The sequence below is a fragment of the Methylobacterium sp. 2A genome (assembly GCF_009806555.1).
Classification (GTDB): Bacteria; Pseudomonadota; Alphaproteobacteria; order Rhizobiales; family Beijerinckiaceae; genus Methylobacterium.
Genome location: NZ_VUOK01000061.1, coordinates 96,402 through 115,794, shown reverse-complemented (window position 1 = coordinate 115,794; position 19,393 = coordinate 96,402). Strand labels below are relative to the sequence as shown.

General features: G+C 69.7%; 16 protein-coding genes. 11 read left to right on the top strand and 5 right to left on the bottom strand.

The features are described from left to right. Positions 1–116: 116 nt before the first annotated feature. Positions 117–1,409 carry an ArgE/DapE family deacylase gene (locus FVE89_RS28310; protein ID WP_161393489.1) on the top strand — a complete coding sequence of 431 codons (1,293 nt, stop codon included), beginning with the start codon at positions 117–119 and terminating at the stop codon, positions 1,407–1,409. A 109-nt stretch (positions 1,410–1,518) separates the two neighbouring features. Here FVE89_RS28310 and FVE89_RS28305 read toward each other — a convergent pair whose 3' ends face one another. Together FVE89_RS28305 and FVE89_RS28300 are read right to left on the bottom strand one after the other, a co-directional pair. After that, the gene (locus FVE89_RS28305; RefSeq protein ID WP_161393488.1) at positions 1,519–2,580 is read right to left on the bottom strand and encodes an SDR family oxidoreductase; all 1,062 of its coding nucleotides are present in this window, start codon (positions 2,578–2,580) and stop codon (positions 1,519–1,521) included. A 225-nt stretch (positions 2,581–2,805) separates the two neighbouring features. After that, positions 2,806–4,140 (bottom strand): aspartate aminotransferase family protein, encoded by a 1,335-nt coding sequence (locus FVE89_RS28300; protein ID WP_161393487.1) that lies wholly within the window; start codon positions 4,138–4,140, stop codon positions 2,806–2,808. Between the two features lie 168 nt (positions 4,141–4,308). Between FVE89_RS28300 and FVE89_RS28295 the strand changes: the two genes are divergently transcribed. Further along, positions 4,309–4,869 carry a cupin domain-containing protein gene (locus FVE89_RS28295; protein WP_012318079.1) on the top strand — a complete coding sequence of 187 codons (561 nt, stop codon included), beginning with the start codon at positions 4,309–4,311 and terminating at the stop codon, positions 4,867–4,869. 34 nt (positions 4,870–4,903) lie between these two features. On the opposite strand, the gene FVE89_RS28290 is transcribed toward FVE89_RS28295, so the two are convergent. Further along, positions 4,904–5,719 carry a S1 family peptidase gene (locus FVE89_RS28290; RefSeq protein WP_161393486.1) on the bottom strand — a complete coding sequence of 272 codons (816 nt, stop codon included), beginning with the start codon at positions 5,717–5,719 and terminating at the stop codon, positions 4,904–4,906. 416 nt (positions 5,720–6,135) lie between these two features. Here FVE89_RS28290 and FVE89_RS28285 point away from each other — a divergent pair, with 416 nt between their 5' ends. Next, entirely contained in the window at positions 6,136–7,455 is a 1,320-nt protein-coding gene (locus FVE89_RS28285; RefSeq protein WP_161393485.1) for an MFS transporter, read from the top strand. A gap of 68 nt (positions 7,456–7,523) precedes the next feature. Continuing rightward, complete coding sequence (locus FVE89_RS28280) at positions 7,524–7,724, top strand: hypothetical protein (RefSeq protein WP_161393484.1); 201 nt, start codon at positions 7,524–7,526, stop codon at positions 7,722–7,724. Positions 7,725–7,908: 184 nt separating this feature from the next. On the opposite strand, the gene FVE89_RS28275 is transcribed toward FVE89_RS28280, so the two are convergent. Both FVE89_RS28275 and ccrA read right to left on the bottom strand, forming a co-directional pair. Further along, entirely contained in the window at positions 7,909–8,208 is a 300-nt protein-coding gene (locus FVE89_RS28275) for an alkylphosphonate utilization protein (RefSeq protein WP_161393483.1), read from the bottom strand. A 177-nt stretch (positions 8,209–8,385) separates the two neighbouring features. Then, a complete protein-coding gene (gene ccrA, locus FVE89_RS28270; RefSeq protein ID WP_161393482.1) occupies positions 8,386–9,672 on the bottom strand; it encodes a crotonyl-CoA carboxylase/reductase in 1,287 nt (428 codons plus the stop codon). A gap of 451 nt (positions 9,673–10,123) precedes the next feature. Here ccrA and FVE89_RS28265 point away from each other — a divergent pair, with 451 nt between their 5' ends. The 7 genes from FVE89_RS28265 (at position 10,124) to FVE89_RS28235 (ending at position 19,303) form a co-directional block, all read left to right on the top strand. Further along, positions 10,124–12,178 (top strand): protein meaA, encoded by a 2,055-nt coding sequence (locus FVE89_RS28265; RefSeq protein WP_202131144.1) that lies wholly within the window; start codon positions 10,124–10,126, stop codon positions 12,176–12,178. 226 nt (positions 12,179–12,404) lie between these two features. Next, positions 12,405–14,084: a methyl-accepting chemotaxis protein gene (locus tag FVE89_RS28260; protein ID WP_161393480.1), complete on the top strand. Its 1,680-nt coding sequence runs from the start codon at positions 12,405–12,407 to the stop codon at positions 14,082–14,084. Positions 14,085–14,191: 107 nt separating this feature from the next. After that, complete coding sequence (locus FVE89_RS28255) at positions 14,192–15,877, top strand: methyl-accepting chemotaxis protein (protein WP_161393479.1); 1,686 nt, start codon at positions 14,192–14,194, stop codon at positions 15,875–15,877. Positions 15,878–16,127: 250 nt separating this feature from the next. Beyond that, positions 16,128–16,610 (top strand): hypothetical protein, encoded by a 483-nt coding sequence (locus tag FVE89_RS28250; protein WP_161393478.1) that lies wholly within the window; start codon positions 16,128–16,130, stop codon positions 16,608–16,610. A 95-nt stretch (positions 16,611–16,705) separates the two neighbouring features. After that, the gene (locus FVE89_RS28245; protein ID WP_161393477.1) at positions 16,706–17,176 is read left to right on the top strand and encodes a hypothetical protein; all 471 of its coding nucleotides are present in this window, start codon (positions 16,706–16,708) and stop codon (positions 17,174–17,176) included. Between the two features lie 178 nt (positions 17,177–17,354). After that, positions 17,355–18,386, top strand: coding sequence for a glycosyl transferase (locus FVE89_RS28240; RefSeq protein ID WP_161393476.1), 1,032 nt, complete (start codon positions 17,355–17,357; stop codon positions 18,384–18,386). Continuing rightward, positions 18,383–19,303, top strand: coding sequence for an NAD-dependent epimerase/dehydratase family protein (locus FVE89_RS28235; RefSeq protein ID WP_161393475.1), 921 nt, complete (start codon positions 18,383–18,385; stop codon positions 19,301–19,303). Before FVE89_RS28240 ends, FVE89_RS28235 begins: the two co-directional genes overlap by 4 nt. Positions 19,304–19,393: the final 90 nt, after the last annotated feature.

Below are 19,393 nucleotides of genomic sequence, written 5' to 3'. Positions count from 1 at the left end.
CGGCCCCCCCTGATCCAGGATCGGGCGGGCCGGCACGAACCGTGCTGTCACCAACCGCCGGTTGACAGCGGCCCGGGCCCGGGCGCCTCCTCCGGCCGAAACGGTTCGGAGTTCCCATGGCCCTCGACCCCACCCTCGCCGCCGAGATCGAAGCCTCCGTGGCGGAGGGTTTTGCCGATCAGGTCGCGCACACGCAGGCGCTGGTCCGGTTCGCCTCCCTGCGGGGTGAAGAGCATGCCTGCCAGGATTACGTGTTCGACCAGTTCCGCGCCCGGGGCTACGCCACCGAGCGCTTCGCCATGGACCGGGACGCCATCGCGGCCCATCCGGGCGGCTCGAAAATCGACGCCGCGCACCATTCGGATGCGCCGATCGTCGTCTGCCACCACCGGCCGGCAACCGAGACCGGCCGCTCGCTGATCCTGCAGGCCCATGTCGACGTGGTGCCGCCCGGCCCCCTCGACCTCTGGACCCATCGGCCCTTCGACCCGGTGATCCAGGGCGACTGGATGTATGGCCGCGGCGCCGGCGACATGAAGGCCGGACACGCCGCCAACCTGTTCGCTCTCGACGCGCTCGCCCGCCTCGGGCTCCAGCCGGCGGCCTCGGTGACGGTGCAGTCGGTGGTCGAGGAGGAATCCACCGGCAACGGCGCCCTGATGACCCACCTGCGCGGCTACCGGGCCGACGCCGTGCTGATCCCCGAGCCGGAGGACGAGAAGCTCGTCCGCGCCAATACCGGCGTGCTGTGGTTCACCGTCGAGGTGCGCGGCGTGCCGGTCCATGTCCGCGAGATGGGGGCGGGCGCCAACGCGATCGACGCCACCTATCGGGTGATCGGCGCGCTGCGCGCGGTCGAGGCCCGCTGGAACGCCGAGAAGGCGGCGCATCCGCATTTCGAGACCGAGGACCACCCGATCAACCTCAATATCGGCAAGATCGAGGGCGGCGACTGGGCCTCCTCGGTCCCCGCCTGGTGCCGGATCCATTGCCGGGTCGCGCTCTATCCGGGCGTGAGCGCCGGGCAGGCCGCCGCCGAGATCGAGGCCGCGGTGGCCAGCTTCTCCCGCACCGACCCGTTCCTGGCCAACAGCCCGCCGCGCGTGGTCTTCAACGGCTTCTTCGCCGAGGGCTACGTCCTGGAGGAGGGCTCCGAGGCCGAGGCGGTGCTCGGCCGCGCCCACGAGCGGGCGATCGGCGCGCCGCTCCAGAGCTTCATGACGGCGGGCTATCTCGATACCCGGGTCCACGCCCTCTACGACCGGGTGCCGGCCCTCTGCTACGGCCCGACCTCGCAGAACATCCACGGCTTCGACGAGCGCGTGAGCCTCGCCTCCGTGAAGCGGATCACGACCACCATGGCGCTGTTCGTGGCGGAGTGGTGCGGGACGGAGCGCAAGGCCGGGTGATCCGTCGTCCTTGCGAGCGGAGCGAAGCAATCCAGGGTCGCGCACGGATTGAAATCGCGCACCGCCCTGGGGCGCCTTGCTGCGCTCGCGATGACGGCGTGGTCTTCCGTCAGGGAATCAGCCGGTCCGCGCGGAGCTGGGCGAACAGATCGTAGAACGCGTCGTCGGTCGGCTGATACGCCGTGAAGCCCAGCCGCCGGCTCTTGCTCATGTCGGTGACGACCTCGATCGGCCGGCCGAGATCGGCATCCGTGTGCCAGGGCGACGCGAGCTTTTCGAGGTCCGGCTCGGCCAATCCGTAGCGCTGCGCGATCTCCGCCCAGGCCGGGCCGTCCTGCGCCATCCGGGGCTCCAGCGGCCGGTGCGTGCCGTCGAACGGCACCGGCTCGATCCCGAACCACGCGGCGATCCGGCCCCACATCCAGCTCCAGCGGAAGACGTCGCCGTCGACGACATTGAACGCCTCGTTGGCGGCCTTGGGCTCGGTGGAGGCCCAGAGCAGGTGACGGGCGAGCAGCCGCGCATCGGTCATGTCGGTGAGCCCGTTCCACTGTGCGGCCGAGCCCGGGAAGATGAAGGGCCGCCCCAGCTCCCGGCACAGGGTGGCGTAGCAGGCCAGCGTCGTGCCCATGTTCATGGCGTTGCCAACCGCCTTGCCGATGATCGTGTGCGGGCGGTGGACGCTCCAGGTGAAGCCGTCGCGCGCGCTCGCCGCGAACACCGCATCCTCCTGCGCGTAATAAAAATTCTCGATGTCGAGCCGGCCCTGATCCTCGCGGAACGGCGTCTGCGGCAGGGTGCCTTTGCCGTAGGCCTCGAACGGGCCGAGATAGTGCTTCAGCCCGGTCACCAGGGCGACGTGGCGCACGCGCTTCTTCGGGCGGAGCGCATCGAGCAGGTTCTCGATCATCGCCCGGTTGACGCGGATCATCTCCGCCTCGGTGGGCCGCCGCTGCCAGGTCGCGAGAAACACATGGCTCGGCGCGATCTCAGCCAACGCCCGCTCCAGCGAGGCCGGATCCTGCAGGTCGCCGGCCACCGGCTCGACGCCGTCCTGCGGCACCGGGTGGCGCGCGAGGCCGGCGACGCGCCAGCCCTCCTGCTGGAGCAGCGCCGCGGTGGCGCTGCCGACGATCCCGCTGGCGCCGACGATCAGGGCGGTGTTCGACATAGGAAACCTCGTTCCCGACTGGAATCCGGGTCCGGGGCAGGTGGGCCTGGGTGGCATCGCGACAACCCCACCGTGTAGGGCAGGCACCTATGCGGCAGGCTCACGTCATGGTTTCGAAAGGGCGAGCCCTTTCGCGGGTCTAGGGCGGAGCCCGGAAATCCGTCAGGGCTTTGCCCTGACAACCCACCAAAGGGCTCGCCCTTTGGAAACCCCGATCCAAAGCCCTCAGGCGACCCGGTCGATCGCCGCGCCGAGGATGTCGACGATCTCGCCGATCTGGCCGCGCTCGATGATCAGCGGCGGCGAGAGCGCGAGGATGTCGCCGGTGACCCGGGTGAGCAGGCCGCGCTCGAAGCAATCGACGAACACGTCGTAGGCGCGCTTGCCCGGCGCGTCCGGGCGCGGCGCCAGCTCGATGCCGGCCACCAGCCCGATGGTGCGGATGTCGATGACGTTCTTGCGCCCGCGCAGGTCGTGGATCGCCGCCGCCCAGTCGTCGGCGATGTCGGCGACGCGGGTGAGCAGACCCTCCTCCCGGTAGATGTCCAGCGTCGCGAGGCCCGCCGCGCAGGCGATCGGGTGGCCGGAATAGGTGTAGCCGTGGAACAGCTCGATCCCGTCCGGACCCTGCATCAGCGCGTCGTGGACCGCGCGGCTCGCGAAGACCGCGCCCATCGGCACGGTGCCGTTGGTCAGGCCCTTGGCGCTGGTCACGAGGTCGGGGACGACGCCGAAGAAATCGGTCGCGAAGGGCGCGCCGAGGCGCCCGAAGCCCGAGATGACCTCGTCGAAGATCAGCAGGATGCCGTGCTTGGTGCAGATCTCGCGCAGGCGCTCGAGATAGCCCTTCGGCGGCACCAGCACGCCGGTGGAGCCCGCCACCGGCTCGACGATGCAGGCCGCGATGGTCTCGGCCCCATGGAGCGCCACCAGCCGCTCCAGATCCTCGGCGAGTTCCGCGCCGTGCTCGGGCTGGCCCTTCACGAAGGCGTTGCGGGCCGGATCGTGGGTGTGGCGCAGGTGGTCGGTGCCGTTGAGCTGCGGGAAGACCCGCCGGTTCGATACGATGCCGCCGACCGACAGGCCGCCGAAGCCGACACCGTGATAGCCGCGCTCGCGGCCGATCAGCCGGGTGCGCGTGCCCTGGCCGATCGCCCGCTGGTAGGCGAGCGCGATCTTGAGGGCGGTGTCGACCGATTCGGAGCCGGAATTGGTGAAGAACACCCGGTCGAGGCGCTTGTCGGGACCGCCCGGGGCGATCTCGGCGAGGCGCTCGGCGAATTCGAACGCGATCGGGTGGCCCATCTGGAAGGTCGGGGCGAAGTCGAGCGTCGCGAGCTGGCGCTCCACGGCCGCCGCGATGCCCCGCCGCCCGTGGCCGGCGTTGACGCACCAGAGGCCCGCGGAGCCGTCGAGGACTTTGCGGCCGTCGTCGGCGGTGTAGTGCATGCCCTCGGCCGAGACGAGCAGGCGCGGCGCCGCCTTGAACTGGCGGTTGGCCGTGAACGGCATCCAGAAGGCGTCCATCGCGGGCGTGTTGCGGAGCGGATGGTCGGTCATGGGGAGCTCTCCGGAGGCGGGCGGCGCGGTTCGGGCGACCGGGCCAGGGGACACCCTCGCCGATCGGGCAACAAGTCCTTTTCTGGTCGCCGCCAAGCCCTTGCAGGAACGGGGCCGCGGGTGGCACCGTTGCGGGATCCGCAACACCTGAAACGGGCCTTCAGCCGGATGAGCATCGATGTCGGCGCGCGGCTGCGCTTCGTGCGCGCCCGCCACGGCCTGTCGCAGCGGACGCTCGCCAAGCGCGCCGGGGTGACGAATTCCGCGATCTCGCTGATCGAGGCCAACCGGGTGAATCCCTCGGTGGGCGCCCTGAAGCGGATCCTCGACGGGGTGCCGATCGGCATGGCCGAGTTCTTCGCCCTGGAACCGGAGCCGGAGCGCAAGGCGTTCTTCGCGGCCGAAGAGCTCACCGAGATCGGCCGCCGGGCCGCCAAGGGGGCGATTTCGTACCGTCAGGTCGGCGACAGCCTGTTCGGGCGCAAGCTCCAGATCCTGAAGGAGCGCTACGAGCCCGGCGCCGATACCGGCCGGGTGCCGCTCTCCCACGAAGGCGAGGAGGGCGGGATCGTCCTCTCCGGGCGCCTGGAGGTCACGGTCGATGCCGAGCGCCGGATCCTCGGCCCCGGCGACGCCTACAGCTTCGACAGCCGCCGCCCGCACCGGTTCCGCTGCGTCGGGCCGAACCCGTGCGAGGTGGTGAGCGCCTGCACGCCGCCGAGTTTTTAGATGGCCGTTGTCTCTGGCCGCCCCTCCCGCCGGATCAGGACGGGTTGCCGAGACGCTCTCTGATCCAAGCAATGCCGCCCCGATCGAGGCGGGTGATCCAGAGCGTGTTCCCGCAGAACCGGTTGCCGGTCCTGAAGTCATCTTCGCCCGCGCTGGCGAAGCCGATGAGATTCTTGGTGCTGTTGATCTCGGCGAATACGGCAGAGCCCGAGTCGCCCTGGCACACGGATTCGTCTTCGGGCACCGGCAGCGAGTCGGCCGGCGCCCGCACAAGGTGTCCATCGTCGTCGAGGACGACGTCGCGGGGCAGGTCGGACGGGACACGAAGGACGAACTTGAGACGCGTCTCCATTGTCCCCCGATAGGTCAGCCCAAGCACGCGTCTCCGCGTGGAGGGGGGACCCTGCTGATCGGTGAAGGGGCCGCTTCGCTGTTCCAGATAGGCATTTTCGGCATGTCCAAGATGCGTGACGATGGGATGCTCGCTCAGGCTCAGGATCCCATCCGCGTCGGGCGCGAGGTCTTGCTCGATCCGGACCGCGCCGAGATCCAGTTCAGAACCGGACCCGCTCCTGCGCGACGGGAACTGGAAGGCGGGGGCGGCGAGATCCACGCGCTTCACGGCGCCGTGCGACAGATAGAGGATACTCATCTGGGCCGGGCCCTTCTTCAGGCAATGCGCGGCGGTGAAGAGCGTTCGGTCGATCACGATGCCGTGGCAGAAGGGTCTTTGGCCGGAGACCAGAATAAGGTTGGCGTAAGGGACAAGGTCAATGGCGCGCGCGGCACTGGTCGAGATTATCATCGACACGATGACGGGCAAGATCAGATTTTCGACGGTCCTGGCCATTGGATTTCTTGTACGTTGACGCAGAAGATTTGATGATCAGCCGTTAAGTCGCAGAATAATTTTCTATATCCTGCGCGATCTCACCAATCCTCGAAATTCGACTCATCGTAGTCAACACTCCGGTCTCGTAAAGCAACGATAAGTAGGAGCTTCGATCCGACAAGCGCGTAGCAACGGACCTGTCGTCCTTGTCACCGGCCGGCACCCTCAAGGGTGCCGTTGGCGCGTGCCGGAGCCGTGAGCCGCGACGCCGCGTCGGTTCGGCCACGATCGTTGGCGCTCGGGGATTTCGCTGCCGGTCGGTTCGGAGAGGCATCGACAGTCAGTCGCCCTCCCTCACGGACCCTTTACGCCACCCTGATCCTGGCCCATGCCAGGGGCACTTCTGAATTCAAAATACCGACGCGCGAGGATCGATGGCCGTCACCAGAGCCGCCCCGGCTGCCGGATCCGGAACGAACCAGTCCGCCCGGGCGGCGCTCGCGGCCTTCGTGGGCACCACGATCGAGTGGTACGACTTCTTCATCTACGGCACCGCGGCGGCTTTGGTGTTCGGTCCGCTCTTCTTCACGGCGGAATCGCCCTACATCGCGACGCTCTCGGCCTTCGGCACCTTCGCGGTCGGCTTCCTGGCCCGGCCGCTCGGCGGCCTGATCTTCGGGCATCTCGGCGACCGGTTCGGGCGCAAGCGGGCGCTCGTGGCGACGCTGGTGATGATGGGCATCGCCACCTCGTGCATCGGGCTCCTGCCGACCTACGCGTCGGTCGGCCTGTGGGCGCCGGTGATGCTGGTCGTCCTGCGGCTGATCCAGGGGCTCGCGGTCGGCGGCGAATGGGGCGGGGCGGTGCTGATGGCCGCCGAGCACGCGCCGGCCGGGCGCAACACCTTCTTCGCCTCCTTCGCGCAGCTCGGCAGCCCGGCCGGGCAGATCCTGTCGCTGCTGGCCTTCCGGCTCGCCGGCCTCCTCGACAGGGAGAGTTTTCTGACCTGGGGCTGGCGGGTGCCGTTCCTGGTGAGCATCCTGCTGCTCGCCGTGGGCCTCGCGATCCGCCTCGGCGTCGCGGAATCGCCGGCCTTCGAGAGGGCCCGGGCCGCGGGCGGCCCGCCTCCGGCACCGGTGCGCGAGGTGCTGACGACCTGTCTCAAGCCGGTGCTGCTGGCGGCGGGGGCCAACACCTTCGCGATCGCCTCGGTCTATCTGTTCAACACCTTCATGATCGCCTTCACCACCCAGTATCTCGGCATCGAACGGGCGACGATCCTCGACGCCCTGCTTATCGGCGCCGTGGTGCAGCTGGTCATGACCCCGGTGGGCGCCCGGATCGCGGAGGCGATCCGCAACGAGCGGCTGTTCCTGCAGGGCACGCTGATCTGGGCGATGCTGGCGCCCTACCCCCTGTTCCGGCTGGTCGAGACCAAGTCGGTGCCGCTGATCGTGCTCGGCCTCGCCCTGAACGTCATCGGCAGCGCGACCTTCTACGCGGTGATCGCCGGCTATCTCGCGGGCGCCTTCCCGACCCGGGTGCGCTACACGGCGATCTCCATCGCCTACCAGTTCTGCGGCGCGCTGGCCGGCGGCCTGACGCCGATCGTCGGCACCGTCCTGGCCGAGCGGTTCCAGGGCCATTGGTGGCCGATCGCCGTGTTCGGCACGGTGCTGGCGGGCGTGTCCTTCGTCTGCGTCACGCTGATCGGCGGCTACCGGGCGCGCCAGCGCGGCTTCCTCGACGGGTGAGTGCGGATCGCTCGAAAACCGTGGATCCAGGTAACGCCGGGTTCAGGCGGGAGGCCTAGCCTTCGCGCATGGATCCCGTCTCCGTCACCACCGCCGTCCAGATGCTGGGCGCGGCCCAGAACCAGCAGATCGGCGTGGCGATCGCCCGGCAGCAGTTCACGAGCGACAAGGCGGTCGCCGGTCTGGTGGCGGAGGGCGCCCAGAACGCGGCGAATGCCGGCCCGCCGGCGCCCCCCGGCCAGGGTCTGAGCGTCGACCTGCGGGTCTGAGCGCCTGTCGGACGGGGAAGTACACCGTTTTCCGCAATGCGGACCGGCTCAGTCCTGGTTTCGAAAGGGCGCGCCCTTTCGCGGGTCCAGGGCAGAGCCCTGGTCGTGTCTCAGGGCTCCGCCCTAAGAACCCGCCAAAGGGCAGGCCCTTTGGAAACCCGGGATCTGGCGGGTCAGACGGGATTCAGCGCTTGCGCACGAACTCCGTGCGCAGGACCAAGCCCTTGATGGTGTCGTGGCGGCAATCGATCTCCTCGGGATCGTCCGTCAGGCGGATCGACCGGATCACCGTACCCTGCTTCAGGGTCTGGTTCGCGCCCTTGACCTTCAGGTCCTTGATCAGCGTCACCGAATCGCCGTCGGCGAGGAGGTTGCCGGCCGAATCGCGCACCGTCGGCTTCTCGGGCGCCGCGCCGGCCGCCCCGGGCGGGAGCCACTCGCCGGTGGCCTCGTCGTACACGTAAGTCTCGTCGTCGCCGGTCAAATCCCAAACCCCTGGTTCGGATCGGGGCCGGGTCCGTCAGGATCTCTCGTGCCCCGCATCCGTGCATCCCTCCGCACCGCACCGGTCACCGATTCGGCGGGGGACGGCCGAGCTTAGCCGATCGGGCCGGCCCCGCGCGAGGGCGGCGGGGCCGGGGAGGGGCCTTTGGATGGGCCCTTACCGCTTGAGCGGCCCAGCCTCGATCACGTCCTCGACGGTCCGCAACCCGGCGCGGGGCGAATTGACCAGGCAGGCCATGTTGCCCGGCGGGTGCTGGTTCTTCCACATCTTGGTGTGGGCCTGGGGGATCTTGTCCCAGGGGAAGACCTCGCTCATGCAGGGGTCGATCCGCCGGTCGAGCACGAACTGGTTGGCGGCCGAGGCCTGCTTCAGGTGGGCGAAGTGCGAGCCCTGGATGCGCTTCTGCCGCATCCAGACGTAGCGGGCGTCGAAGGTGATGTTGAAGCCGGTCGTGCCGGCGCAGAACACCACCATGCCGCCGCGCTTCACCACCAGCGCCGAGACCGGGAAGGTCGCCTCGCCCGGATGCTCGAACACGATGTCGACATCCTGCTTGCCGGTGATGTCCCAGATCGCCTTGCCGAATTTCCGCGCCTCCTTGGTCCAGGCGTGGAATTCCGGCGAGTTCACCTTCGGCAGCTGGCCCCAGCAGGCGAAATCCTTGCGGTTGATGACGCCCTTGGCGCCGAGGCTCATCACGTAGTCGCGCTTCGACTCGTCCGAGATCACCGCGATGGCGTTGGCGCCGGACGCCGCGCAGAGCTGCACGCCGAACACGCCGAGGCCTCCGGAGGCGCCCCAGATCAGCACGTTCTGGCCCGGCCGGACCGTGTGCGGCGCGTGGCCGAACAGCATGCGGTAGGCGGTGGCGAGGGTCAGCGTGTAGCAGGCCGCCTCCTCCCAGGTGAGGTGCTTGGGCCGGTGCATCAGCTGGCGCGACTGCACCCGGCAGAACTGCGCGAAGGAGCCGTCCCCGGTCTCGTAGCCCCAGATCCGCTGGCTCGGCGAGAACATCGGGTCGCCGCCGTTGCACTCCTCGTCGTCGCCGTCGTCCTGGTTGCAGTGGACGATGACCTCGTCGCCGACCTTCCAGCGCTTCACCTTGGCGCCGACCTTCCAGACGATGCCCGACGCGTCCGAGCCCGCGATGTGGTACTCGCCCTTGTGCACGTCGAAGGGCGAGATCGGCTCGCCGAGGCCGGCCCAGACGCCGTTGTAGTTGACGCCCGCCGCCATGACGTAGACCAGCACCTCGTCGTCGCCGATCTCCCAAACCGGCAGCACTTCGAGCTGGTGGGATTGCTCCGGGGGTCCGTGGCGCTCGCGCCGGATCGCCCAGGCATACATCTTGGCCGGCACGTGACCGAGCGGCGGGATCTCACCCATCTCGTAGAGGTCCTTGACCTCCCCGCCCGTCGGACTGACCGCAGCGCTCGCCGCCATCTCGCTCTCCTCTCGTCCCGCGTGGTTCTCACGGCCGCGGTTCTCCCCCGCGCTATAGCGGCGATGCGAAGGGCCTCCAAGTGGGTCGAAAGTCGAAACCCAGAGGTTTTCGCCGTGAAGACGCCGCCGGCACAGGGGCGGCGGTGACGTATTCAAATTCGGCTTTCGGGGACACAAAGTATTATTCCGCGGCCTCCGGGTCGGCACCGGCCCCGAGACCTTGCGCGACGCTGCGGCGGCCTCTCAGGTAGACTTTATACCAGATATCGAATGAGGCCCGGCCGGTGCCCTGGATGGGCGCTCTCAAATTCCGCCGACCCGGCGCACAAGTTTTTTAAGGCCCTCCCTCCACGCGCGGGCGCCTCTTGCACGTCCGTCGCGGATGACGCGTGCCCAAGCCTCCGCTACGGTGGCGCCAAGGTTGCGCCTTGAGCGCGCATAGAAAGATCACATGGAGGCGAGGATGGGCGCGAGCGTCGCGGAGACCAAGAGCGACAAGTCGAGCCGCGACAAGCCCTGGATCATCCGCACCTATGCGGGGCACTCCACTGCGGCGGAGTCGAACACGCTCTATCGCGGCAACCTCGCCAAGGGGCAGACCGGCCTGTCGGTGGCCTTCGACCTGCCGACCCAGACCGGCTACGACCCCGACCACGAGCTGTCCCGCGGCGAGGTCGGCAAGGTCGGTGTCTCGATCGCGCATCTCGGCGACATGCGGACCCTGTTCCAGGACATCCCGCTCGCTCGGATGAACACCTCGATGACGATCAACGCCACGGCCCCGTGGCTGCTGGCGCTCTATCTGGCGGTGGCCGAGGAGCAGGGCGCGCCGATCGCCGCCCTCCAGGGCACGACCCAGAACGACATCATCAAGGAATACCTGTCGCGCGGCACCTACGTCTTTCCGCCCGCGCCGTCGCTCCGGCTCACCAAGGACGTGATCCTGTTCACGACCCAGAACGTGCCGAAGTGGAACCCGATGAACGTCTGCTCCTACCACCTGCAGGAGGCGGGGGCGACGCCGGTCCAGGAGCTGTCCTACGCGCTGGCCATCGCCATCGCGGTGCTCGACACGGTGCGCGACGACCCCGAATTCGACGCGGAGAGCTTCCCCGAGGTGTTCGGGCGGATCTCGTTCTTCGTGAATGCGGGGCTGCGGTTCGTCACCGAGATCTGCAAGATGCGGGCGTTCTCGGAACTCTGGGACGAGATCGCCCGGGAGCGCTACGGCATCGACGACCCGAAGAAGCGCATCTTCCGGTATGGCGTGCAGGTGAACTCCCTGGGGCTCACCGAGCAGCAGCCCGAGAACAACGTCCACCGCATCCTGATCGAGATGCTGGCGGTGACGCTCTCGAAGCGCGCCCGCGCCCGCGCGGTGCAGCTCCCGGCCTGGAACGAGGCGCTCGGCCTGCCCCGGCCCTGGGACCAGCAATGGTCCATGCGCATGCAGCAGATCCTGGCCTTCGAGACCGACCTCCTCGAATACGACGACATTTTCGACGGCAGCCACGTGATCGAGGCCAAGGTCGAGGAGCTGAAGGCGCAGACCCGGGCCGAGCTGGAGCGGATCGGCGGCATCGGCGGCGCCGTCGCGGCCGTCGAGACCGGGGCGCTGAAACGGGCGCTGGTCGAATCGAACGCCCGGCGGATCTCGGCCATCGAGGCCGGCGAGCAGATCGTGGTCGGCGTCAACAAGTGGCAGCAGGGCGAACCCTCGCCGCTCACCGCCGGGGAGGGGGCGATTTTTTCCGTGTCCGAGACCGTCGAGATGGAGGCGCAGACCCGCATCCGCGAATGGCGCGGCCGCCGCGACGCGCAGGCCGTGGGCCAAGCCCTCGACGCTCTGGAGCAAGCGGCGCGCTCCGGCGCCAACATCATGCCGCCCTCGATCGCGGCGGCCAAGGCCGGCGTCACCACCGGCGAGTGGGGCGCGCGCCTGCGCGCGGTGTTCGGCGAGTACCGGGCGCCGACCGGCGTCACGGTGGAGACGGTCTCGTCCGGTGCGGCCGAGGAGGCCAAGCTGCTGATCGCCGACCTCGGCGCGCGGCTCGGCGAGACGCCGAAGCTCGTGGTCGGCAAGCCCGGCCTCGACGGCCATTCCAACGGCGCCGAGCAGATCGCTTTGCGAGCCCGGGATGTCGGCTTCGACGTCACCTATGACGGCATCCGCCAGACCCCGGCCGAGATCGTCGCCAAGGCGCGTGAGACCGGCGCCCACGTGGTCGGCCTGTCGATCCTGTCCGGCTCCCACGTGCCGCTGGTGCGGGAGGTCCGTGCCAAGATGCGCGAGGCGGGTCTCGACCACATCCCGGTGGTGGTCGGCGGCATCATCTCACCGGAGGACGAGCTGGTCCTCAAGAACATGGGCGTGCGCGCCGTCTACACGCCGAAGGACTACGCCATCGACCAGATCATGGTCGGGCTGGCCAAGGTGGTGGAGACGAGCCTGGAACGCCGGGATGGAGCGTCGAACCAGCCGCACGCGGAGGCCCAGGTCTACTAAAAAATTTCTACGCCTCTTCGATACCAAATGCCGTCCCAAGACGACACCGTAAGCGATGGTATATTTGATTTCTGCGCTATAAAATCTCCGAGACGAGATTTTAGTCCATTCACCTTTCAGGTCCGGGCGTATCACAGATTTCACACGTCGTGAAATCTGTGATACGCGGCGCCTGCTTCGTGCGAAAGCAATCCGATACTCTACCCTGAATTGAGTTCACGACGTCATGCGCGCCGGCATCACGATCGCGACCAAGCTCGGCCTCAGCCTGGCCGCGCTGGTCCTCCTCATCGTCGCGACCTACGTCCTGGCGCTGGCGGAACTGCGCAGCGTCAACACCACCGCGGCGGAGATGCGGGACGTCCGCCTGCCCGCGACGGATACGCTGGGGCGGATCGGCATCCTGGTGATGCAGTTACGGGTCAATGGCGGGCGCCTGATCACGGCCGACACGGATGACCTGCGGATTGCGGTGAAGGCTAAGATCGCCCAGCGCACGCAGCAGCTCTCCGAGAACTTCGCCCGCTTCGAAAACCTGCCGCTGTCCCAGCCCGAGCGCGACAGCTTCGCCAGCCTGCGCCGGCACATGGCGACCTATGACGCGGAGCAGGCCCGCGCCATGACCCTGGTCGCGGCGGGCGACGCTCCTGCGGGGCTCCACCACTTCAACGCGACGATGTCGGACCGGATCAACGACGTCCTGACGGATTGGGACCACCTGGTGGAGCTGAATGCCGCCGGGAGCAAGGCGAGCGGCGTCGAGCTCGCGCAGACCTATCAGCAAGCCAATCTGTCGATGCTGGCGCTCGCCGCCATCGCCCTCCTGGTCGCGGCCGGCGCCACCGTGCTCGTCATGCGCGGCGTCAGCCGGCCTCTCGCGTCCATCACGCGGGCAACGCAGCGTCTGGCCGGCGGCGACATGGAAGGGGCGATTCCCGAGCAGCAACGCAGCGACGAGATCGGCCGGCTGGCCGGCGCGGTCGTGATCTTCCGCGACAGCCTGATCCGGACCCGCACCCTCGAGGCCGCCTCGGCCCAGGCCCAGATCGACAGCGAGCGCCGCGCGACCACGGCGGTGATGGCCGACGCCTTCGAGCAGGCGGTCGGCACGATCGTCGGCAGCGTCTCCACCTCCGCGGCCGCCCTGGAGGCGACGGCCCGGTCCCTGACGGCGAGCGCGGCGAAATCCTCCGGGCAGTGGAGCTCGGCCGCTTCCGCGGCGGGCGAGGCGGCGGCCAACGTCAACACCGTGGCCGCGGCGGCCGAGGAGCTGGGTTCCTCCGTCGAGGAAATCGGCCGCCAGGTCAGCGGCTCGGCGCAGCTCGCCCGGACGGCGGTGACCGAGGCCAGCGAGACGGCGGCGTTGGTGCAGGATCTGAGCGCCGCGGCTGCGACGGTGAGCGACGTGGTCGCGCTGATCTCCGGGATCGCCGCGCAGACCAACCTGCTGGCGCTCAATGCCACGATCGAGGCGGCGCGCGCGGGCGCGGCGGGCCGCGGCTTCGCGGTGGTGGCCAGCGAGGTCAAGGCGCTCGCCGAGCAGACCGCGAAGGCGACCGAGGAGATCACCGGACAGATCGGCCGGATTCAGAGTTCGACGGGGCGGGCGGCGGCGGCGATCGATGGGATCGGCCAACGCATCCGCGAGATCGACGGCGTGGCGACGCGCATCGCGGCGGCGGTGGAGCAGCAGGGGGCCGCCACCCAGGAGATCGTCCGCAACGTCGCGCAGGCGGCGGTCGGCACCGGCGCCGTCACGGGCACGATCGCAACCTTCGCCGAGGCCGCCGAGGAGACTGGCACGGCGGCCGCCCAGGCGCTCGGGGCCGCCACGGAGATGGCGCGGCAATCCGACCATCTGGCCGCCGAGGTCAGCCGGTTCCTGGCGACGGTACGGGCGGCCTGAGCGCGGCCTCGGAGACGCCGGCCAAGCTGGACCGTGCCGTGACCCTATGCGAGAAATCCTGATCGCGTCCCGAGTCTGATCGCTCGGCGGACCGAGGGGGTATCGGCATGCGCAAGGGCTTCTCCATCGCGGCCAAGCTCGGGGGATGCGTCGCCGCCCTGATCCTCGTGATCGCCGCGACGAGCAGCCTGTCGCTGACGGAGCTGAACCGGGTCGCCGCCACGGCGGGCGAGCTGCGCGATGTCCGCGTCCCCGCGACCGACACGCTGGGCTGGATCGGCATCAACATCATGCGGCAGCGGGTCAACGGCAATCGCCTGATCACCGCGGACACGCCGGCGCAACGGACATTGGTCGAGAGCCAGATCGCCAAGCGCGACGCGCTGCTCGCCGCCCAGATCGCCCGCTACGAGGCCTTGCCGCTCTCCAGGGCGGAGCGCGAGACCTACGCGGAGTTCCGGCGGCACCTCGCCACCTATGCCGACCAGCAGCGGCAGGCCGTGGCCGCCGCCGTGGCGGGCGACGTGCCCGCCGGGCAGCGGATCTACAACACGGCAATGTCGGACAGCATCGCCGCCATCATGGCGGACTGGGAGAAGCTCGTCGGTCTGAACGCGGCCGAGTCCCGGACCAGCGGCGTCCAGATCGATGAGACCTACACGAACGCGGTCCGGAACACGCTGGCGCTCGCCGGCCTCGCCCTCGCGGTGGCCCTCGGCGCGATACTCCTGATGACGAGGGGCGTCAGCCGTCCGCTGCGGGCGATCTCCGCGGTGACGCAGCGGCTCGCCGCCGGCGAGACCGAGACCGACATCCCGGGACGGGCACGTCGCGACGAGATCGGCGTCCTGGCCGGCGCGCTGGTCGTGTTCCGCGACGCCCTTATCCGCACCCATGCCCTCGAACGGGAGACCGCCCGCGCCCGCGCGGACGCCGAGGCCCAGCGCCGGTCGACGACCCGATCCATGGCGGACGCCTTCGAGCGGGCGATCGGCGGGATCGTCGGCAGCGTGTCGGCGGCCGCGACGGAGCTCGAAGCGACCGCCCGGTCCATGAGCGGCAGCGCAGCCGATTCGGCCACGCAATCCGGCACGGTGGCGGCGGCCGCGGGCGAGGCCTCCGCCAACGTCAGCACCGTGGCGGCGGCGGCCGAGGAGCTCGGTTCCTCGGTCCGGGAAATCGGCCGGCAGGTCGGCGGCTCGGCGGAACTCGCCCGCACGGCGGTGACCGAGGCCAGCGAGACGGCGGCGCGGGTGGATGATCTCAGCACGGCGGCAGCCAAGGTGGGCGACGTGGTGGCGATGATCGCCTCGATCGCCGCGCAGACCAACCTGCTGGCGCTCAATGCCACGATCGAGGCTGCGCGCGCCGGCGAGGCGGGGCGCGGCTTCGCGGTGGTGGCCGCCGAGGTGAAGGCGCTCGCCGAGCAGACCGCGAAGGCCACCGAGGAGATCACCGGCCAGATCAACCGGATCCAGGCCTCGACCGGCGAGGCCGCGGCCGCGATCGACGGGATCGGCCGGCGCATCCGGGAGATCGACGGCGTGGCGGCGAGCATCGCGGCGGCGGTGGAGCAGCAGGGGGCCACGACCCGGGAGATCGTCCGCAACGTCGCGGAGGCCGCGGCCGGCACCGGTGCGGTGACCGGCACGATCGCGAATCTCGCCCGGGCCGCCGAGGAGACCGGCGCGGCGGCCGCCCAGGTGCTCGATGCCGCCGCCGCGATGTCGCGGCAATCCGAGCATCTCACCGCCGAGGTCGGCCGGTTCCTGGCGACGGTCCGGGCCGCGTGAACCGAGCATCATCCTGCAGGTGGCCTCCCGCTCTCGGGACAATGCACAAGCAGGGATTTCGCAAGGATCTCGAACGTCGCGTCTGTTCCAGGGGCCGATACGATGCTCTAAAACGGGGGTTGGAACGGGGGTGAAATAGACGCGGCCCCCATCGCCGGGCATATCGGATTCGTGTCCATTTGCCTGCGGCCGCCCAGCCGTGCCTTGGCGGCGCGTGCCTTGGCGGCGCGTGGATCGGAGGGCGGCTGCCATGGCCTTGAGAGAGACGATCGAGCGCCTGAAGGATCCACGCGGATACCGAGAAGAGCCCGCTGATATCGTCGCCAAGTGGAAGGCAGCGGTATCCAAGCTCTACGATGATATCGCCACGTGGCTGAAACCTTACCTCGATGACGGCAGCCTCGTCCTCAAGCGAGTCCCGAAGCCGGTACACGAGGAGGCCACAGGGCCTTACGAGATTGACGTGCTGGACATTGAGATTGGGGCAGAAACCGTGCGCCTCGACCCCAAGGGCACGGTCGTTATCGGCGCCCTTGGCAGGATCGATATGTCTCACCTGGGTAGCGGCGATCCGTTGTTTCTGGTGCTGACTGGGCCTCCAGACCAGCCGATCTGGAACCTCGTCAAGCCTTCGGAGCGCAGACGGGCGACCGTTCTGACGAAGGAAACCTTCGAGGCGACGCTGGACGATCTCCTCGCGGCCTACAGCCTGCAATCGGGGCCCGGGATTTGAGTGGGCGCCAGCTCGACGCCTCGTATAGCGCCCTCCAATCTCAGCTGGGGGCGCATGCCTTTGCCAGGCAAGCCGCGCTGCGGCCGAGTGCCTCGGTGGAATTCCTCGGCCGTCTCGGCGTCCCGGTCGGCGACGTCGTGAAGGATCGCCGGAAGGGGATCCAGGAGCACTTCGAGCGGGTGGGGCGGCAGATCCGTCGGCAGGGCTTCACGGACCTCGTGTCGTCCTTCGAGGCGGATCTGTTCCGGCTGCTCCAGATGGCATCGAGCAAGGTGCGCCATGTCCTGAACAGGCATTACGAACCGAACTTCCCCTTCTCCGCCCACCGGGAGGATCTCGCTCGGACGACGGCGGACTTCTCTAACCTCGGCGGCTACAGGCGCCTCCTGGCGGTGACATCCGGGAGCCGCGCCGATCCACGCAAGGACCTGTGGGAGGTCATCGCGTATCGCGATTTTCTCGCCCACGGAGAGCGTTGGGCAGCCCCAGCGGCCCCGCCGACGATCGACTTCGCGTATGCGACGCTCGTGAACGAAATCCATCGCGTCGAGGCCTCAGGCCATTGAAGGCCGCGCGTGGGAAAGTGGCCGCCGGCCCCTTTACGAGGCGCCGGCCGAATATCTTGTCCGCGCTGCCACCTTGTCCGGTTCCTGACACGGGGACGGCGCTCTCGATCCTCCGGACCACGCATCCGATGCCCTCGGCGCCGGGCGATCCCTCCTATCCGTGACGGCGCATACAGCTATGGACGCCCTGCCCACGATTCTCCTCCTCGCCGTTCCGCTCGCCGCCGGCCTCGCGGCCGGGCTGATCCTGCGCCTGTTCCCGCTGCTGCAGCGCTACGCCCTGGCGCGGCCGAACGCCCGCTCCAGCCACACGGTGCCGACCCCGCAGGGCGGCGGGATCGCCGTGGTGACGGCGCTCGTCACCATCTCGGGCCTGCTGATCGCGGCCCCGGAGATCGGCGGCCGGCCGGACTGGATCTGGCTCGCCGGCTGCACGCTCGCCCTGGCACTCCTGGGGGCCGTGGACGACGTGCGCCCGCTGCCGGCCGGCCTTCGGCTCGTCGCGCAGGCCGTGGCGGTCGGCCTGCTGGTCTGGCACCTGGACGGAAGGCTTCTGCCCGGCCTCCCGCTCGGGTTCGAACGCGGCCTCGCCCTCGTCGCCGGCCTGTGGTTCGTGAACCTCACGAACTTCATGGACGGGCTCGACTGGATGATCGTGGCGGAGATCGTCCCGGTCTCCGGCGCCCTCCTTCTGTTCGGCCTCGCCGGGCTCCTGCCGCCGCTGCCGGCGCTGGTGGCGGCCTGCCTACTCGGCGCGGTGTTGGGTTTCGCGCCGTTCAACCGGCCGGTGGCAAAACTCTTCCTCGGGGATGTCGGCGCGCTGCCGATCGGGCTCGTCACCGCGTGGCTGCTCTGGCATCTCGCGGTGGCGGGGAACCTCGCGGCGGCCCTGCTGCTGCCGCTCACCTACCTCGCCGATGCCAGCCTGACGCTCGCCGCCCGGGCCGGCCGGAGGGAGCGGATCTGGGAGGCGCACCGGAGCCACTTCTACCAGCGGGCGACTGTGAACGGCCTTGGCGTCCCGGGGGTGGTGGGGCGGGTCTTCGCGGTCAACCTCGCGCTCGCGGCGCTCGCCGCCGCGACCTTGTTTTGGCCGTCCTGGCCGGTCACCCTCGCGGCGCTGGCGGCCGGGCTCGCCCTGGTCGCCCTCCTGCTCCGCCGCTTCGCCCGCGCCCCGGCGCCGGCCTCCGAAGGTGCCGCCCACCCGTGACCGGACTGATCGCGCTCACCGGGGCGACCGGCTTCATCGGCCGCCACCTGCTCGCCGACCTCACCGCCCGCGGCTACCGGGTGCGGGTGCTGCTGCGCCGGCCCACCGCCCTGCCGGAGGGCGCCGCCAGCGCGGTGGTGGGTGACCTGACGCGCCCGATCAACATGGCCGCCGCGCTCGCCGGCGTCGACGCGGTGGTGCATTCGGCGGGCCTCGCGCATGCCATGTCGGGCGCCCCGGAGGACGATTACCGCACGCTCAACACCGAGGCGACGCGCAAGCTCGCGGAGGCGGCGGCGCGCGCAAAGGTGCGCCGGTTCGTGTTCCTGTCCTCGATCCGCGCCCAGGTCGGCCCGAGCGCGCCGGGCGCGGTCGGGGAGGGCGATCCCGCGGCGCCGACCGACGCCTACGGCCGCTCCAAGCTGGAGGCCGAGCGGGCGCTCGCCGAGACCGGACTCGACTGGGTCGCCCTGCGCCCGGTCCTGGTCTACGGCGCGGGGGTGAAGGGCAACATGGCCGCGCTCCTGCGGCTCGCCCGCAGCCCCTACTGGCTGCCGCTCGGCGGCCTCGCGGCCCGGCGCTCGCTGATCGCCCTGGAGAGCCTGTCGGCAGCCGTGGACACGGTCCTGCGGGCGCCCGGCCCCTTGAACAGGGCGCTGATCGCCGCCGACCCCGATCCGCTCAGCCTGCCCGAGATGATCGCGGCGCTCCGCGCGGGCCTCGGCCGCGGGCCGGGGCTGATCCCGGTGCCGGCCGGCCTGCTCAAGCTGGCCTGCCGGATGACCGGCCGAGACGAGCAGTTCGCCCGCATCGCCGAAGGGCTGGTGGCCCGCGCCGACGGGCTGGTAGCGCTGGGCTGGCAGCCGGCTGGATCGACCCGGGACGGGTTGGCGCGGCTGGCGCAGGCGGGCGGCTGAGATTCCAAAGGGATCATCCCTTTGGCGGGTGCCGGGCAGAGCCCGACGAACATTCCAGGGCTTTGCCCTGGACCCACGAAAGGGATGATC

Coding starts and splice junctions, on each gene's coding strand:
- FVE89_RS28240 (WP_161393476.1), top strand. CDS start 17,355: ATGGACGCCCTGCCCACGATTCTCCTCCTCGCCGTTCCGCTCGCCGCC.
- FVE89_RS28290 (WP_161393486.1), bottom strand. CDS start 5,719: ATGGCCAGGACCGTCGAAAATCTGATCTTGCCCGTCATCGTGTCGATG.
- ccrA (WP_161393482.1), bottom strand. CDS start 9,672: ATGGCGGCGAGCGCTGCGGTCAGTCCGACGGGCGGGGAGGTCAAGGAC.
- FVE89_RS28305 (WP_161393488.1), bottom strand. CDS start 2,580: ATGTCGAACACCGCCCTGATCGTCGGCGCCAGCGGGATCGTCGGCAGC.
- FVE89_RS28250 (WP_161393478.1), top strand. CDS start 16,128: ATGGCCTTGAGAGAGACGATCGAGCGCCTGAAGGATCCACGCGGATAC.
- FVE89_RS28300 (WP_161393487.1), bottom strand. CDS start 4,140: ATGACCGACCATCCGCTCCGCAACACGCCCGCGATGGACGCCTTCTGG.
- FVE89_RS28285 (WP_161393485.1), top strand. CDS start 6,136: ATGGCCGTCACCAGAGCCGCCCCGGCTGCCGGATCCGGAACGAACCAG.
- FVE89_RS28260 (WP_161393480.1), top strand. CDS start 12,405: ATGCGCGCCGGCATCACGATCGCGACCAAGCTCGGCCTCAGCCTGGCC.
- FVE89_RS28310 (WP_161393489.1), top strand. CDS start 117: ATGGCCCTCGACCCCACCCTCGCCGCCGAGATCGAAGCCTCCGTGGCG.
- FVE89_RS28255 (WP_161393479.1), top strand. CDS start 14,192: ATGCGCAAGGGCTTCTCCATCGCGGCCAAGCTCGGGGGATGCGTCGCC.
- FVE89_RS28280 (WP_161393484.1), top strand. CDS start 7,524: ATGGATCCCGTCTCCGTCACCACCGCCGTCCAGATGCTGGGCGCGGCC.
- FVE89_RS28265 (WP_202131144.1), top strand. CDS start 10,124: ATGGAGGCGAGGATGGGCGCGAGCGTCGCGGAGACCAAGAGCGACAAG.
- FVE89_RS28295 (WP_012318079.1), top strand. CDS start 4,309: ATGAGCATCGATGTCGGCGCGCGGCTGCGCTTCGTGCGCGCCCGCCAC.